At 56.6% G+C, this 14,793-nt stretch carries 11 protein-coding genes and 1 pseudogene; 8 read left to right on the top strand and 4 right to left on the bottom strand.

The window, feature by feature from the left end; all coding sequences use genetic code 11:
• The 3 genes and pseudogenes from DXY31_RS17875 to DXY31_RS14190 all read left to right on the top strand — a co-directional run.
• A pseudogene (locus DXY31_RS17875) lies at positions 1-74 on the top strand (photosystem II protein D2); the annotation flags it as partial.
• An 87-nt stretch (positions 75-161) separates the two neighbouring features.
• Positions 162-1,130, top strand: coding sequence for a pectate lyase (locus tag DXY31_RS14195; RefSeq protein ID WP_137025004.1), 969 nt, complete (start codon positions 162-164; stop codon positions 1,128-1,130).
• A gap of 27 nt (positions 1,131-1,157) precedes the next feature.
• Positions 1,158-2,786 (top strand): DUF2079 domain-containing protein, encoded by a 1,629-nt coding sequence (locus DXY31_RS14190; protein ID WP_114994385.1) that lies wholly within the window; start codon positions 1,158-1,160, stop codon positions 2,784-2,786.
• 19 nt (positions 2,787-2,805) lie between these two features.
• Here DXY31_RS14190 and DXY31_RS14185 read toward each other — a convergent pair whose 3' ends face one another.
• From DXY31_RS14185 to DXY31_RS14175, 3 genes are all read right to left on the bottom strand, one after another.
• The gene (locus DXY31_RS14185) at positions 2,806-4,248 is read right to left on the bottom strand and encodes a glycosyltransferase family 39 protein (RefSeq protein ID WP_114994396.1); all 1,443 of its coding nucleotides are present in this window, start codon (positions 4,246-4,248) and stop codon (positions 2,806-2,808) included.
• A 114-nt stretch (positions 4,249-4,362) separates the two neighbouring features.
• Positions 4,363-5,484, bottom strand: coding sequence for a glycosyltransferase family 2 protein (locus tag DXY31_RS14180; RefSeq protein WP_256359639.1), 1,122 nt, complete (start codon positions 5,482-5,484; stop codon positions 4,363-4,365).
• 4 nt (positions 5,485-5,488) lie between these two features.
• Positions 5,489-7,066, bottom strand: coding sequence for a glycosyltransferase family 39 protein (locus DXY31_RS14175; protein ID WP_114994384.1), 1,578 nt, complete (start codon positions 7,064-7,066; stop codon positions 5,489-5,491).
• A 513-nt stretch (positions 7,067-7,579) separates the two neighbouring features.
• On the opposite strand from DXY31_RS14175, the gene DXY31_RS14170 reads away from it, so the two are divergent.
• From DXY31_RS14170 to DXY31_RS14155, 4 genes are all read left to right on the top strand, one after another.
• Positions 7,580-9,271, top strand: coding sequence for an iron uptake porin (locus DXY31_RS14170; protein WP_114994383.1), 1,692 nt, complete (start codon positions 7,580-7,582; stop codon positions 9,269-9,271).
• A gap of 158 nt (positions 9,272-9,429) precedes the next feature.
• Positions 9,430-10,398 carry a cysteine synthase A gene (cysK, locus tag DXY31_RS14165; RefSeq protein ID WP_114994382.1) on the top strand — a complete coding sequence of 323 codons (969 nt, stop codon included), beginning with the start codon at positions 9,430-9,432 and terminating at the stop codon, positions 10,396-10,398.
• Entirely contained in the window at positions 10,395-11,123 is a 729-nt protein-coding gene (locus DXY31_RS14160) for a J domain-containing protein (RefSeq protein ID WP_114994381.1), read from the top strand. The genes cysK and DXY31_RS14160 overlap by 4 nt, the downstream gene beginning before the upstream one ends.
• Positions 11,123-13,219, top strand: coding sequence for a phospholipid carrier-dependent glycosyltransferase (locus DXY31_RS14155; RefSeq protein WP_114994380.1), 2,097 nt, complete (start codon positions 11,123-11,125; stop codon positions 13,217-13,219). Before DXY31_RS14160 ends, DXY31_RS14155 begins: the two co-directional genes overlap by 1 nt.
• Here the strand turns inward: DXY31_RS14155 and ndhO are convergent.
• The gene (gene ndhO, locus DXY31_RS14150) at positions 13,198-13,455 is read right to left on the bottom strand and encodes an NAD(P)H-quinone oxidoreductase subunit O (RefSeq protein ID WP_114994379.1); all 258 of its coding nucleotides are present in this window, start codon (positions 13,453-13,455) and stop codon (positions 13,198-13,200) included. The two genes, DXY31_RS14155 and ndhO, sit on opposite strands and share 22 nt — an antisense overlap.
• Positions 13,456-13,513: 58 nt before the next feature.
• On the opposite strand from ndhO, the gene DXY31_RS14145 reads away from it, so the two are divergent.
• On the top strand, positions 13,514-14,770 hold the full coding sequence (locus tag DXY31_RS14145; protein ID WP_114994394.1) for a cation:proton antiporter: 1,257 nt from the start codon (positions 13,514-13,516) through the stop codon (positions 14,768-14,770).
• Positions 14,771-14,793: the final 23 nt, after the last annotated feature.

The following is a 14,793-nucleotide window of genomic DNA, read 5'->3' as shown; positions in this document are numbered from 1 at the left end:
TGGCACCGGCTGACCAGCCGCACGAAAACTTCGTCTTCCCTGAAGAGGTTCTGCCACGCGGTAACGCGCTTTGATCCTTTCAAACCATCCGTCTCGGGGCTCCACAAGGAGCCCTTTTTTTATGGCCAAATCGAAGACCCCGTGCTCCTAACGTCTGGGACATGCCATTTTCAATGCGCTATGCCAGGGGTGTGCGTTTAACGCATTGGTTGATTGTCGCTCTGGGATCCGCGGCAGTTTTGGCATTCATGATCGGTTTCATCCAGCTTGTGCTCGCTTGGTTCGGCGCTGGAAATACGGCTGATTCAGGGTGGTTCCTGCTCGCTTTGGTTCTGGCGGTTGTGGTGGCATGGGGGCGAATTTCCCCATGGATGAAGCGAATGCTGGCCGATGCAGATCTGCCTGCCCATCGTGCCCGTCGCCTGACAGTTTGGCTGCTGGTCGCAGCAGTGATTCTGTTGATTGCCGTTTTGAAGATCAGCTCTGCAGACATGGATGCCTACAAACGGCTTGTCTTCGGCGAAGGTGGCTTGGTGGAATGGAGTCAGGTGCTTGTTCTGGCTGCAGCCTGTCGGGTGGCCTGGCTGATCGGGGTTGATCTCAGGCGACAGTTGAAGCACCCAGCCCCATGCCTGCTGGCCAGAGGTTTTGCAGTGCTTCTTGCCTTACTGCTGCTGGAGGAGCTGGCCTGGGGTCAGGTGATTTTTGGCTGGCAGACGCCGGAATCGATTCGCTCCATCAACGCTCAGCAGGAGACCACTCTTCACAACATCGGATGGTTTCAGGATCGTCTTGATCTCTTCACGTTCCTGGCAACAGTGGCTCTGTTAACAGCGGTTCTTCTGCTTCCTTGGATCTGCAGAAGAGCCCTGCGTCGATCGTCAGCACAGCGGAAAACACTTGTGCAGGCATTGATGCCTGCTCAATACAGCTGGCCACTCTTTCTGCTGGTAGTGGGTCTTGCCTACTGCGTGGCTACAGAGTCATGGTCTGATGTCATCCACAACCGCGACCAGGAATGGGGTGAGCTTGTTCTCTATGGATCGGGCTTATTGCTGCTTCTCAGGACGTATGTCTTGCTGGGAGCCGCCGAGCAGCAACCCGGAGTACTTGATTCAAGCAATCCGTAGCCTGCTCAGACATCAAGTCAGGGCTGCATGCGCGACCCCTTCGCAACGGGTGTTTCAGCCCGCTGGTCATGTCCTCGTCCTGTGATCCTCTTGGCAGGAGGGTTTTTTCTGCTGTGTCTGACCATTCAGATCTGGCGGCTAGAAAGTTTGAGCGCCACCTACGACCAGGCTTTGTTTTTGCAGGAGCTCTGGTCGACTGCTCAGGGGAGGCCTTTTGAAAGCAGCCTTTCATCTGTTTTATCGGGTCCTGTGAAGGTGGGTGGGGAGCTGCCCCGCATCGGTTATCTGCACCTTGGTCAGCATGCCAATGCACTCACGCTGTTCGTTGCTCCTCTGCTTGTCTTCCTCGGCAGCTGGGCATTACCGATAGCGCAGGTGTCCGTGCTGACGGCGGCAGGTCTTGTGTTATGGCGGATCGCTTCTAGGCGTCTGCCCGAATCTCTCGCCCTCAGGATTACCGCCGCTTATTACCTGAGTGGCGCGGTGATCGGACCTGCACTTGAAAATTTTCACGATCTCATCTGGTTGCCACTCCTTGGATTTCTTGTTGTAGAGGCACTTCTAGAGGACCGTCGTGGTCAGCTGATCCTGACCGCGCTGCTGCTGTTGCTGGTGCGTGAGGACAGCGGTCTGGTGTTGTTTTCGCTTGGACTATGGGGTCTTGTTAGGCGGCCAGGTATGCGCTGGATGTCTGTCGGCTTGATGCTGATGGCATTTTTCTGGGTGCTACTAGTGACGGGTTGGATTCAGCCGGCGGTTGATTCCTCACTTTCGGATCGCTTTCTTCAGGAGAAGTTTGGACATCTCGTTGAGGACGTTTCAGGTGGCACGTTTGCGGTGATGCTCGGCATGCTCCGCCAGCCTCTGGCGCTGCTTCAGGCAATCGTGTCACCGCCAGGCAGCACGCTCGGGTTCCTGCTTGCTTTGAGTCTGCCGTTGCTGTTTATCCCGCTGCTTTCCGTTGATTCGTTGCTGCTTGTGGCCGTTCCTCTGTTCATCGCTTTGGTCTCCCAGGGACGTTCAGCACTGTCTGTCACGCTGCGTTATGTGCTTGCCCTGGTTCCCGGCCTGTACCTGGGAGCGGTCCTGTGGTGGCAGACCCACCCCGCCATCTGGTCCAGACGATGGATTCGTCGATGCTGGACAGGAGCCCTCGCCCTCGGGCTTCTGCTCACTCTGGTTGGTAATCCACATCGCAGCCTTTCAGCACTGGTCCCGGACAGTTTTTCTCCCTGGGTGCATGTACCTCCAACCGAGATGCTCGATCGAAGGGCCGCTGCGCTTGAGGCCGTGGCCATGATCCCGGAGCAGGCTTCCGTTTCGGCCGATACGCCCCTTCTGCCTCTCTTAGCTCAACGGGATGTGGTCATCCGCTTCCCGAAACACATTCGTTACCGCGATCGCGATGGAGATCCGCAAAATGTTGATTGGGTTGTGGCATTCCCAGGGTTTTATTCACCGCTCGCTCCAGTGTTCGATCTTGAGCACAATCAGCAGCGTTCGATTCGGCGTGAGTTGAACAAGCTCACTGAATCGGGTGATTATCAGTTGGTGCACTGTCATCAGGGAGCCGTTGTGTTGCAGCGACAGCAGAATTTGGCTGGATCAGTGTCAAATAGAGCAGGATCTGCTAGAGATTGTCCGTGGATTCAATGATGATGTCTGCAGTGATGACTTAAAAGTCTGTCGGTAGATCCTTGAGTGGGATAAGAAACGTCTGATGTCTTTCGTCGATCCAGCCGTTATCGCTAGAGGATGCGATACGACGAAGTGTTTTTTGATGATCTTCTGGCATGGCCTGATAGGTCTCCTCCCAGAGAAAGCTTCCTGCCAGATGACTTGCCCCAGCTTGCTTCAATTCAGTCATTTTCGATGGGGTGATTTTCCCGCTGGAGATGAGCCAACCCTGACGACGAGAGAGATTGAGAAGTGTCGGGTCAGGGCCAGTCACTGTGATCAGTCGAGCATCTGCCGGGAGCTCATTGCGGATGGTCTTCGCCAGTGGCATCCAGATTCTGCTCTGGCGAGCCTCGATAGCCCAGTAATCAAGTGAAAGTACAACGACGCTGACCATCATCCAAAGCCCCAGAAACGTCCAGATCAATCGTCCGTTTCGCTGCCTCTGCCAAGAGTTCCAGCCCAATCCAATGAGCGGTGATGTGAACAACAGCAGCGGGAACTGGTAGTACTCATGAACAGTGCTGGAACGCATGGTGGCGACTGTGCAAATCAACAGCCCGATCAACCCTCCGATCGCGATGCGCCCTCCGCCTGTTGACCAGCTGCGAATTCCTCCAAGAATCAGGAATGGGATGCCGATCACACACAACAACCTGGTGCCAATGCGAATGGTCAGATTCAGCCAGCTGGAAAGATTCAGAATGAGTCCGATGTTGCTGCGATCGCTGTCTTCCCCCCAGAATCCGAAGCTCAACCCGCTGGCTTCACCAAGGTGGTAAGCATGGAAATACCAGGCTGAAATAATCGCAATCGATGTTCCGCCATAGATCCAGAAACCTGGGGATCGAAATAGCCTTAGCAACTGCTGAGCAGTCACTTGGAGCGTTATTGCTTGCTCCCGTGGAGCCGGGGTCAGATGCACCAGTAGTAATGGAAGTCCTAGCCAAAGCAGAGGAATTACTTTGATCAATGCCGCAGTAGTAAAAAACAGCCAACTCAGAACCAGTCCCCATTTTGATTTCTGACTGCTCCAAAAGCTGTGGCACTCGAGTGCCGCAGCAGCGCAAAGCAACATCAGTGCTTCTGCTTGAAAGCTCCGGCCGTAATAAACGCCTAAGGGAGCGACAGCCATGGCCATTCCGCCCCACCAGCCAGCTGTCGGATCAAACCAGCGTCGTCCAAGCCGAATGATGAGCCAAATGGTTAATCCGCTGCAGAGGATCGAGACACAGCGTCCCAGCCACTCGTGAATGCCAAAGAATTGATAGAGCTGACTCGTTAGGTATGGGAATAGTGGGAACTCTGATTCCACATAGCCAGTAGATTCACCTCCCCAGTCAATCTGTGGCAACCAAATCGGCGTCTTTGACAGATGGAAATGTCGAGCCATCGCTGCAGTATCAGCTTGCCGCCAGCTGTGGATACCGGTGATGGGCATCCAGACTTGAATGCTGCGTAAGATGACTCCCAGACTTACTGGAATCCAGGTCGCATCAGCAAGCAGATTTTGCTTTCGGCTTCCCAGGCAACTCGCTGTCATTGAATTAGCGGTTCAGGGGGTGTTCCAGACAAATCGCGATGATGCCGCATAATTCCAGATGTAAACCACGATGATTCCTGATAGTTGTGCAATAACAGCATTGGCCTGAACTAGATTGTAGAAAACAGTTGCCAGCCCAATATTGGCCAGTGAAGGAAGAGAGGCGACGAGTAAGAATTTGAGAAGACCTTTGAGTAATCGTCGGCCATGCTGGCGTCGGTCTTTGAATGTCAAGCTGTTATTGATTAGATAATTTGAGCTCGCGGCTGAAATCACAGCAACAGGCAGCGCTTTTTGAAAGCTCAATCCAAGAGCCATGACCAGCGACGTGATGATCAGTTGTACAACGACCCCAGAGACTCCAACTAGGCCAAAGCTGATTGCTCTTCGCGGAAGGAGCCTGAACAGGGCAGTGTGAATCAGTGATACAACAAAATCCCAAAGTATGGCGTAGTCCAGTTTTGAACTTCCATGGAGTCGTGGTTGAAAATTCAGTGGTATTTCAGTGATTTTCAGCTTTCCTTTGCTGATCGCAAGAAGTTCGTACAAGAATTTGAAGCCGTTGACATCAACTTTTCTGATCAACTGAATGCAGCGATTGAGGTCCATGGCGATAAAGCCACTCATGTAATCGGTCAGGTGGCAATAGTTGTTGGGAAGACTCCATCTCGCTAGGCGATTAGCCAGATTGGAACCTTCGGTTCGGCGTTCACTCAGCCCATGGATTTTAGAGTTAACAAGAAAGCGACTTCCAATCACTAGTTCAGCGCCGTCCTGAAGATGCTGAATGGCTGATAAGACTGAGGAGGGTTCGTGTTGTCCGTCACTGTCCATGGCAATCGCAAACGGATAAATGGCAGCGATTAACCCTTCCTTGATGGCGCTTGCTAGTCCGGAGCGCCCTACGCGCTGAATTAACTTGATCCGGGAATCCTGTCTTGCCAGTTTTCGTACAATATTTGCAGTTCCATCCTGGGAATCATCATCAACAACTAAAATTTCGACTTGATATTGATTGGTGAGTTCCAGAAGTGAGGACACCATTGTCTCGATGGATCCAGCCTCGTTGTATGTCGGCAGGATGATCGATAATCCTAGAATTTCGATATTTTCTGATCCAGTTGTGAAGGACACGACTTTAATCTTCTAGGAGCATGTTATCGCAATTAGTCAAAGTCCACTTTTGGTATCTGGCCAAGACTTCACACTGATGTTGCTGCTTGTCGCTCAAGCGCAGTCTCTTGTCTGAACGATTTCGGGCAATTCTCTGCTTTGCGTACCAATTCAGGCTGGGCCTTTCGTTATGCCCCACGATGGTGATCTGTTGTCCCTGCCCATGTGTTGTCAGATCGGCAACAGGTTTAACGGGCCATGTTTCATTGAGTTCCCAGTGCCAGAGCGGTGAGCTGAAGATCAGTGCTAGAGCCCCCAGGTTTCCACATACAAGGCTTAAGGCGCCCAGTCGTCTTTGACGGATGCTTCTGGTCATGAGCAAGTACCCCCCAGCGCTCCAGCCCAGCCCCAGAGCTGCGGCCGGCCCCCGATAGTCGCTGAGAGCAGATGCGAGCGGTGTCATGCTGGCCCCCAGGAGAATCAGCAGCAGCAGGCCCATCAGAGTCCAGAGCCGTGGAACTCTGCTCAGAAGACCTCGCAGCTGTAGTGGTGTTTCAGGTGAGGCCTTCTGGTTCACGATCCAGGCAAACAGCGGTGCGCAGAGCAGGGCCACTGGGAGCCAGAGAGGGTGGCTGTACCAGGGCAGCTGAGTGCGTAAAGGCAGGATCGATGCACTCAATACGACCAGAAGGCTCAGGCTCCATCGTCCCCAGCGTGTGGTTCTGAGCTGCCAGGCCCACAGCACCGCAATCGGGAAGAGGGCGAGCCAAGGCCAGCCTCCTTCGAGCATTTCGATGAAAGGCACTCGCCAGCCGAGGTCACTTCCCTCGCCGGCATCCAGAAGAACGCGTCCTGCGCCATCACCCCCCCAGAGCCACAGTGCAGATTGACCGCGCACAAGGGCATGCCATCCATGCCAGGCAAGGCCTGGCGCCACCCCTGCTGCAATTCCTAAGCATGTCTGTGGCAGTTGCCAATGCCGCCATTCCTTCCCCCAGGTAATAGCCAGCGCTCCGGCGGCGGCGGCGGGCACCAGTAGGGGGGCTTTCAGCAGAAGCATCGCGCTTGCTGCTAATCCGGTCAGCAGTCCTACACGCCGCGGCTGATGCGTTGAAGTTAGATGCATCAGTCCCAACCAAAGCGCCGCCATGACGGAGAGCTGAGTGCCATCGAGCATGGCCATTCGCCCATGGCGAGCGACCGGCAGAAGCGTCATCAGAATGGCGCTTATGGCAAGCGTGCTTGATCGGTCACCGGGTCGAAGCGTCCACTGCATCAGTCCGCCCAACGGGACAACCAGTGTGGAAAGAAGGGCCGGTGCAATTCGGATCGTCCATTCATCAGGAAGTCCTGAGGATGGGTTGATGCCAATCAACGCTGCGATGATCAAATGCAGGCCTGGCGCTTTATTGAGGTAAGGATTCCCCCAGAGTGTTGGCAGCCATGCCGCTTCGCCTTGACCCTGGTGAAGTTCGAGGGCCACTCTCGCCACGGTGGCTTCATCAAAGTCCCTCAGTGGCACATTCCCCAGGCCCACTAGCGATAGAACAGCTGCGACAGCCCAGAGAGTGAAGAGGATCCGCCAGGGAAGCTTGGATGACATGGGGTTGGAGCCCAGGTGTACTCCACAGGGCTGACGAATCTGAGTATGGTCCTGAGGTACAGGATGCAGTGTCGTGAATTCAGGTTTCGCTCCCCGGAGCGATCCTTGATTTCGAACGCGTCACCGGCATTCACAATCCTTCAGGAGGAGGTGTCCATGAGTTCCAGTTCTTTAATTCAGGGTCTGCTGATCGCGGAGAACGCCGGCTGACGGCACCTTCCCTCAAGTGATCAATCGGTTCCGCGCCAGAGTGGTCCCGGCGAGAGCCCCCGATCGGTTTCCGGTCGGGGGCATCGTTTTGAAGTAATACCCTCTCTCGCGCTCTTTTGCTGAGATGCATTCACGACAGGCATGTTTGGTCACCGTTCTTACACAAATCGCTGATTTTGGTGCTAATCGATACATGTCAGGATTCGCGCTGTCACACCACATAGGTGTTTGACCTTGGCGATCGGCCAGATTCACTGTGGCGTTTTATACATTCGCCGGTTCTGTGTGTGAGGACCCTTCCCCATGAAATTGTTCAAGCAACTATTAGTTGCTCCTGCTGCCCTGGGCCTTCTGGCTCCTGTGGCAGTCGGTGCAACTGAAGTCAATTTTGCAGGTGTTTCCGACTACGCCTCCGTTTCCGAAGGCGCGGTGTCTGTCGATCAGGTCACCAGCATCACCCAGTTCTCTGACGTCTACCCGACCGACTGGGCTTATCAGGCTCTCAGCAACCTGATTGAGCGCTACGGCTGCGTTGCCGGCTATCCCAACGGCACCTACCGCGGCAACCGTGCAATGACCCGCTTCGAAGCGGCTGCACTGTTGAACGCCTGTCTCGACCGCGTCACCGAGGTGACCGACGAGCTCAAGCGCCTGATGAAGGAGTTCGAAAAGGAACTCGCCATCGTTAAGGGTCGTGTTGACGGTCTGGAAGCTCGCGTTGGCGAACTGGAAGCAACCCAGTTCTCCACCACGACCAAATTGACAGGCCAGACCACCTTCGTGATCGGCGCCAACAGCTACGGCGGAAGTGCTGAAGTCGGTGGTGAAAAGGTTGCGGATCTCGCGGCGGCTGCATCCGGCGCAACCACCTTTAACTACGACACCCGTCTCTTCCTTGACACCAGTTTCACTGGTAAGGACCTTCTGCGCACCATGCTGCGTGCGGGCAACTTCGCTAACTCTGCTTTCGGCGGTAACAGCGATTATTCGGGTCTGACCACGATGGAGACCGCCTACGAAGAAGGCAGTCCCGACCAGATCAATGTCAACAGAATCTGGTATCAATTCCCCATCGGATCCAACTTCACCGCCACAGTGGGTGGCCGTGTCCGTCAGGACGACATGCTGGCTGTATGGCCAAGTGCTTATCCATCTGACACTGTCCTCGACTTCTTCACCTACGCCGGTGCTCCTCAGACCTACAACCTGCAACTCGGTGCAGGTGCTGGTCTCTGGTGGTCTGACAACGACTTCAGCATCAGCGTTAACTACGTGAGTGGCAACGGTAAAAACGGCAACCCCTCTGTAATCGACTCAAACAACGCTTTTGATCGAGATACGGAAGATTGCGGCGGTATTGGAACCGATTGCGCCTCAAGCAGCGGAACCATTCAGATCGCCTATGCCCCCGACAACTGGGGTATTGCTGCTGCATACAACTATGCATCGGGCGACAACGGAGCTGGTATTTATTCCGGTAACGGAACACCCCTTGCCAACTTCATGAGTGGCTTGGGTACGACCAACTCCGTGGGTGTAAGTGCCTGGTGGACTCCTGAAAATGCAGGTTGGTTCCCCAGTATCAGCACAGGCTGGGGTTACAACTCAGTTGACGCTAAAAACGCCAATTTCCGTGATGAAGATGGTGCCACCGGCTCCATTGGCGGAGCAACATCCCAGTCCTGGTATGTGGGCCTTCAGTGGGCTGATGTCTTCCTGAAAGGCAATGCAGCTGGTATGGCTGTTGGCCAGCCGACCTTCGTGACCAGCTGGGAAAATGACTCCGATTACAACAACGGAAGCGATTTTGTCGCTGATGGCAACTACGCCTGGGAATGGTGGTACATGTTCCAAGTGACTGACAACATCTCTGTCACTCCCGCCATCTTCTACTTGAGCCGTCCTCTGGGCGCCAACACCACTGGTTTGGCTGACAGTAGTGATGAGACCTTCAATAACTTTGGTGGTCTCGTCAAGACAACCTTCCGCTTCTGATTCAGAACCGGTTTCGGTGTATTTAGCCTCCCTTCCTGAAGGGGGGCTTTTTTTATTCGTTTGAATGATTGGGGAGTCGACCCGTGCGGAATCGCAGTGCCTGATCTGCGCTTGTGATGATTGGATGGATTTGACGCAGCATCAGTCACTCGACCCGCATGCCGATCGCTCCCGACATCACAGCGTTGGTGGGTCGTACGCCCTTGGTGCGGCTCAATCGTCTTCCTCAGGCCTTCGACTGCAAAGCCGAGATTGTTGCGAAGCTTGAGAGTTTCAATCCCACGGCCTCAGTGAAAGACCGCATCGCGGGGGCCATGGTCGAAGCGGCGGAACAAAGCGGCACCATCGTGCCGGGCAGCACTGTGCTGGTGGAGCCCACCAGCGGTAATACCGGCATTGCTCTGGCGATGGTCGCGGCAGCGCGAGGTTATCGATTGATTCTCACGATGCCTGACACCATGAGCACGGAGCGGAGATCGATGCTGCGTGCCTACGGCGCGGAATTGCAGCTCACCCCAGGCAATGAAGGAATGCAGGGCGCCATCGCTCTCGCCAGGGAGCTGGTGCAAGAGATTCCAGGGGCCTATCTGCTTCAGCAATTCGATAACCCTGCCAATCCCTCCGTGCATGCGAAGTCCACCGCAGAGGAAATCTGGCAGGACACAGAAGGCCGACTGGATGCTCTGGTGGCCGGTGTGGGGACGGGAGGAACCATCACCGGTTGTGCCCGAGTGCTACGCAGCCGGCAGCAGGATCTTCAAGTGATTGCAGTGGAGCCTGCTGCCAGCCCAGTGCTATCGGGCGGGGCAGCAGGTCCGCACCGCATTCAAGGCATCGGGGCTGGCTTTGTCCCTCCGGTTCTGGAGAAGGAATGGATCGATGAGGTCATCGCAGTGACCGATGAGCAGGCCATGGAACTGGGCCGGCGTCTTGCCCGGGAAGAAGGACTGCTCTGCGGAGTGAGCAGCGGAGCAGCTGTTGCAGCAGCGTTGAAGGTGGGACAGCGTCCAGCGATGGCCGGACGACGAATCGTGGTGATTCTTGCCAGCTTCGGCGAGCGTTATCTCTCCACGCCGATGTTCAGTGCTGCATCTGTTCTGCCGGCGCGCCGGGATGGTCAGCTTTGAGCCCTGCGTTCTCCAATCGCTCGGATCACCCCCAGGATCCCTATGAGGTTCTTGAGGTGACATCCAACGCCACCCAGGCCGAACTCAAAGCGGCCTATCGCCGCCTGGTGAAGCAGCACCACCCCGACGCAGGAGGCGATGAAGAGCGAATCCTGGCGCTCAACGCCGCCTGGGAACAGCTCGGTGATCCGGAGGCCAGGCGTTGCTTTGATCGTGAGCAGGGATCCCCGCAGTCCGTCCGCGAGGAAGCACGAGCCCGTGGGGCCCGCAATGCCAGAGCCAGTCAGGCGGCACGGCATGCATCAGGCCAGGGAGCTAGCGAAGACCAGGCATTGTCCACGTGGCTGCAGAAGGTTTACGCCCCGATTGATCGTCTGCTCGGGCAGGTGATTAATCCTTTCGCTGCGGAATTGAAAGCTCTTTCAGCCGATCCCTATGACGATGATCTGATGGAGGCGTTTTGCACTTATCTGGAGCAGAGCCGAAACCGTTTGGACAAGGTCAAGAACCTGTTTCAGTCCTTGCCCACTCCGCCGTCGGCCCGTGGCTTTGGTTTGAGCGTTTATCACTGCCTCTCTCAGGTGGAGGATGCCGTTGCGGAGCTGGAGCGTTACACGATGGGTTATGTCGATAGCTATCTCCATGACGGTCGGGAGATGCTGCGGGAGGCACGTCAACGGCGCCAGCGTCTTCAGCAAGAAAGGCGCAGGTTGGAGATCGGTTGATGAGTGCCGGGCCGTTCCGTGTTTTCCTGATCCTGGTCTGGCTGCTGTCCACCGTTGCTGATCGTTTGTGGTGGGGCCATCACGCTGGCTTGCCCTCCTGGGATCAGGCGGATTACCTCAATAGCGCGCTTGACCATGGCCGTGCTCTCGGTGTTTTGGCCGGAGGCGGTTGGCAAGGGTGGAATGCTCTCCTCGACCTCTCGCCCAAGATTCCCCCGTTGGCATCGTTGGTGAACGGCACGGTGATGGCCGCGGCTGGCGATGCTCCCGCCCAGGCGGCATGGACGTTGAGCCTCTGGAATGCTTTGCTGCTGTTCTCAAGTGCCGGTTGGGCACTTCAGCTCCTGCGCCCAAGAGAATCAGCCAGGGGATTCGCTTTGCTGGCTGCCGCGGCTGTGGCCTTGGCACCGATGCTGCTGGAACTCAGGACCGACTACGTGCTTGAGCTGCCTTTGACCGCCATGGTCACATTAGCGCTCTGGCGTCTGGGTGCCTGGTGGAGTCCTCGTGGCGGCGGCCAATGGTGGCAGGCATGGCTCGCTGCCCTTGCGGTGGCGTTGTCACTGCTGGTGAAACAGAGCGCTCTGCTGGTGCTGCTTCCCGCTCTGGCTTGGTCACTGGTTGCCGCTCAACGCATCGGGCGAGGCCGTCGACGGCAGGCGCTGGCAGGACTGATTCTGGTTCTGATCTCAGTGTTCCCCTGGCTTCGGCACAACTGGATTACGACCCTCGGTGGCACCAATCGAGCTGTGATTGAGTCTGCGGCTCGTGAAGGTGATCCCGGGGTCTTCAGCTTGTCGGGCTGGCTCTGGTATTTGCGTCAGGTGCCTCTTCAGATCGGCTCGGCACTGCTGTGGATCGGTTTGGCAGGCCTTGTGTTGCTGGTCGTGATGCACTTCAGGCCTCGAATGGCAACGATGAGCCATCAACAGGATCGAGGCGATGCCTGGAGCTGGTTGGTGGGAACGCTCTTTCTTGGCTGGTTGGTCACCAATCTCAGCCCCAACAAGGACGCCCGTTACCTCGCCCCTTTGTTGCCGCCGTTGCTGATTGTGCTGAGCCGCGGCTGGTGGCAGTGGGGGGTGTGGATCCAGCAACGCTGGCCTTCTCGATCAGCCTGGCTGCCTGGATTGGCTCTCACTGCGGGAGCACTGGTCGCGATCGCACCGGCATGGACTGCCCAGTCCGCACGTCTGCGCCCCCGCAACCGTCATCCTCTTCAATCGATCGTTGAGAGAGCTGGTGGAGCGGATCCCGTCGCGGAGCCCAACACGTTGATCGTTGTTCCCAGCACTCCTGATCTCAATCAGCACAATGTGAGTTACTACGGTCGCCGCAACGGGGGACGGTTGGTGGGTCGCCAGCTCGGCGGCAGCATCGATCACATTCAGCCTGTGCTCGCCCATGCCAACTGGGTCCTGCTTGCCGAAGGTGACCAGGGCTCGGTGCGCAGGCCTGCGAGTTCTCTGGATCAGGCTGTGCGTGAGAGCGGGGTCTTTGAGGAGGTGGAGGTGTTTCCGCGTCCAAAGGGAGGCAGTTACTCGCTCTGGAAGCGACGCATTGATTCAGAGTCTCCTGTTGGATTCGAACAGCGTTTTCCCCAGCTCGCTGCAGGACTGTCCCAAGGACCTGCAGGGCTCGATCCCGTCTTCAGCAGTGTGGCGATCGAACACATGCTTGACGGTCATTTCAGTTATCGAGCACCGCTGCGGCGGGCGGCTATTGAACGCCTGAATCAGGATCCATCCGATGATTCTGCTCGCTGGACTCTGGCCCTGCTGGCGGTCTTGACCAATAGGCCCGCTGAGGCCGCTCACCATTTCGAGCGGTTGGAGAACTCGCATCCTGACAGTCCCTGGCCCAGCGCATATCGCAGTGTGGTGCTGCTTGCGGGCTGGAATCCCTGGTCTGCTTCTTCGGTGGCCTCAGCGGCACTTGGGCGACATGGGCGGCACCCAATTCTGGTAAGTCTTGAATCGCTCTCTGCTGTTCTTGGTGGCGCCATCTGGCGACTTCCTGAAGCTGTTCAATCCTTGCCCGCAGCAGTCTCCACAGTTGAGGAGTCGCTGAATTCTCAGGAAAAAGGCTCGAGCTGATCGATGCGCAACCAAACATCCGGGACCGGCCGGCGCCAGCGCACCTGGCCGTAGTCGCCTTTCACCACTAACAGTTCTCCCGGACCCTCGAAGATGTAGGCCGGTGGATAAGGATCGCTGGCTCCAGCCTCCACACTGCCGGCATAGGCCGCCCGATTCACCCTTACCAGCGCACCTTTCTTCAGGGGTGCGGGGGGTTTGGCAGCTGCTGCAGGGCTCGACTCTGTCTCTGCCATCACGGGTCGTTATTCGTTGGCCAGGCTAGAACCCTTCAAGACCACTTCCATCGTTGGTTTGGACAACGGCCTCTCTCTCTATCTGGTCGCATTCGGTGGTTTGCTGCTGGTTGCTGTGCTGCTGGATGACTTGGCGGCAAGGGTGAGGGTTCCTGGAATCCTCATGGTGCTGCTGCTCGGTCTGCTGATTGAAAATCACGTGGATGTGGCAGGCAGCCACGAAATCACACTGCTGAGCATTGATCAGGCCAAGCAGATCACTCAGGCGGCTCTGGTGCTTGTGCTGTTTTTCGGAGGTCTCACCACGAACTGGCAGCAAGTGCGTGGCGTGATTCCTTCAGCGGCTCGTCTGGCCACCATCGGCGTCTTGATCACGGCCGCTCTGATCACGCTGGTGGTCCTCGGCTTCGGTCTGTCGCAAGGCACGGAGTCGATCTCCGTCCTGCTCCCTCGCAGCCTTTTCGTTGGCGCCATGGTCGCGAGCACCGACGCCTCGGCTGTTCTGGCTTTGCTGCGTCCTCTCCAAGGCCGTCTGCCGAAGCCGCTAACGGATCTGATCGAGTGCGAGTCGGGGTTCAACGATCCCATTGCTGTCGTTCTCGCCGGACTGGCTCTAGCACTGGCCGGTGGTGAGGGTGTCGGAGCTGGAGTGCTCGTAACCGATTTGGTCCGTCAGTTCCTGCTTGGGATTCTGATTGGCTTCCTCGGCGGCAGCCTCACGGTGCAGTTGCTGGGAACACGCATGGGGCTGAACCAGACCCAAATGTTGCCGGTGGTCAGCCTCGCCTTGCTGATGGTGCTGAGTGGTGGTACTTCACTGCTAGGCGGCAGCTCTTTGCTTGCGGCTTATGTGGCAGGTCTGGTTCTTGGAAACAGTGCCGACCTAGACCAGAATTGCTTGGAGGAAGCGCATTCCAGCTACGCAAAAATGGCCGAGCTCCTGCTGTTTCTCTGCATGGGGCTCGTGGTGAATCCTCAGGATGTCGTTAAATCCGCCGCTCTCGCGTTCGTGCTGTTTCTGGTGATGCAGCTGGTGCGTCTGCTGATGGTGCAGATACTCCTCTGGCGTACGCCATTCAGTTCTGGCGAAAGGATCTTTGTGTGTTGGGCGGGCCTGCGCGGTGCCGTGCCCATTGCCATGGCTATCCAGGCCTGGTCGACGCCAGGTGTGAGCTGGGGTTTGGCCATGCCTCCGCTCGCTCTGGCTGTGGTTCTGTATGGCCTCTTCATCCAGGGCTTTGCCCTGGTGCCCATGGCGCGCAAGATGAATCTCACCTTGCCTCTCGAGGACACCGATCCCTCCATCGCTTCCTAACCTCGACGACTTGACGTCGCCAT

It is taken from the genome of Synechococcus sp. UW179A, from assembly GCF_900473965.1.
Taxonomy (GTDB): Bacteria; Cyanobacteriota; Cyanobacteriia; order PCC-6307; family Cyanobiaceae; genus Synechococcus_C.
Note: the sequence above shows the minus strand (reverse complement) of the source record. Positions and strands in the feature narration are given on the sequence as shown.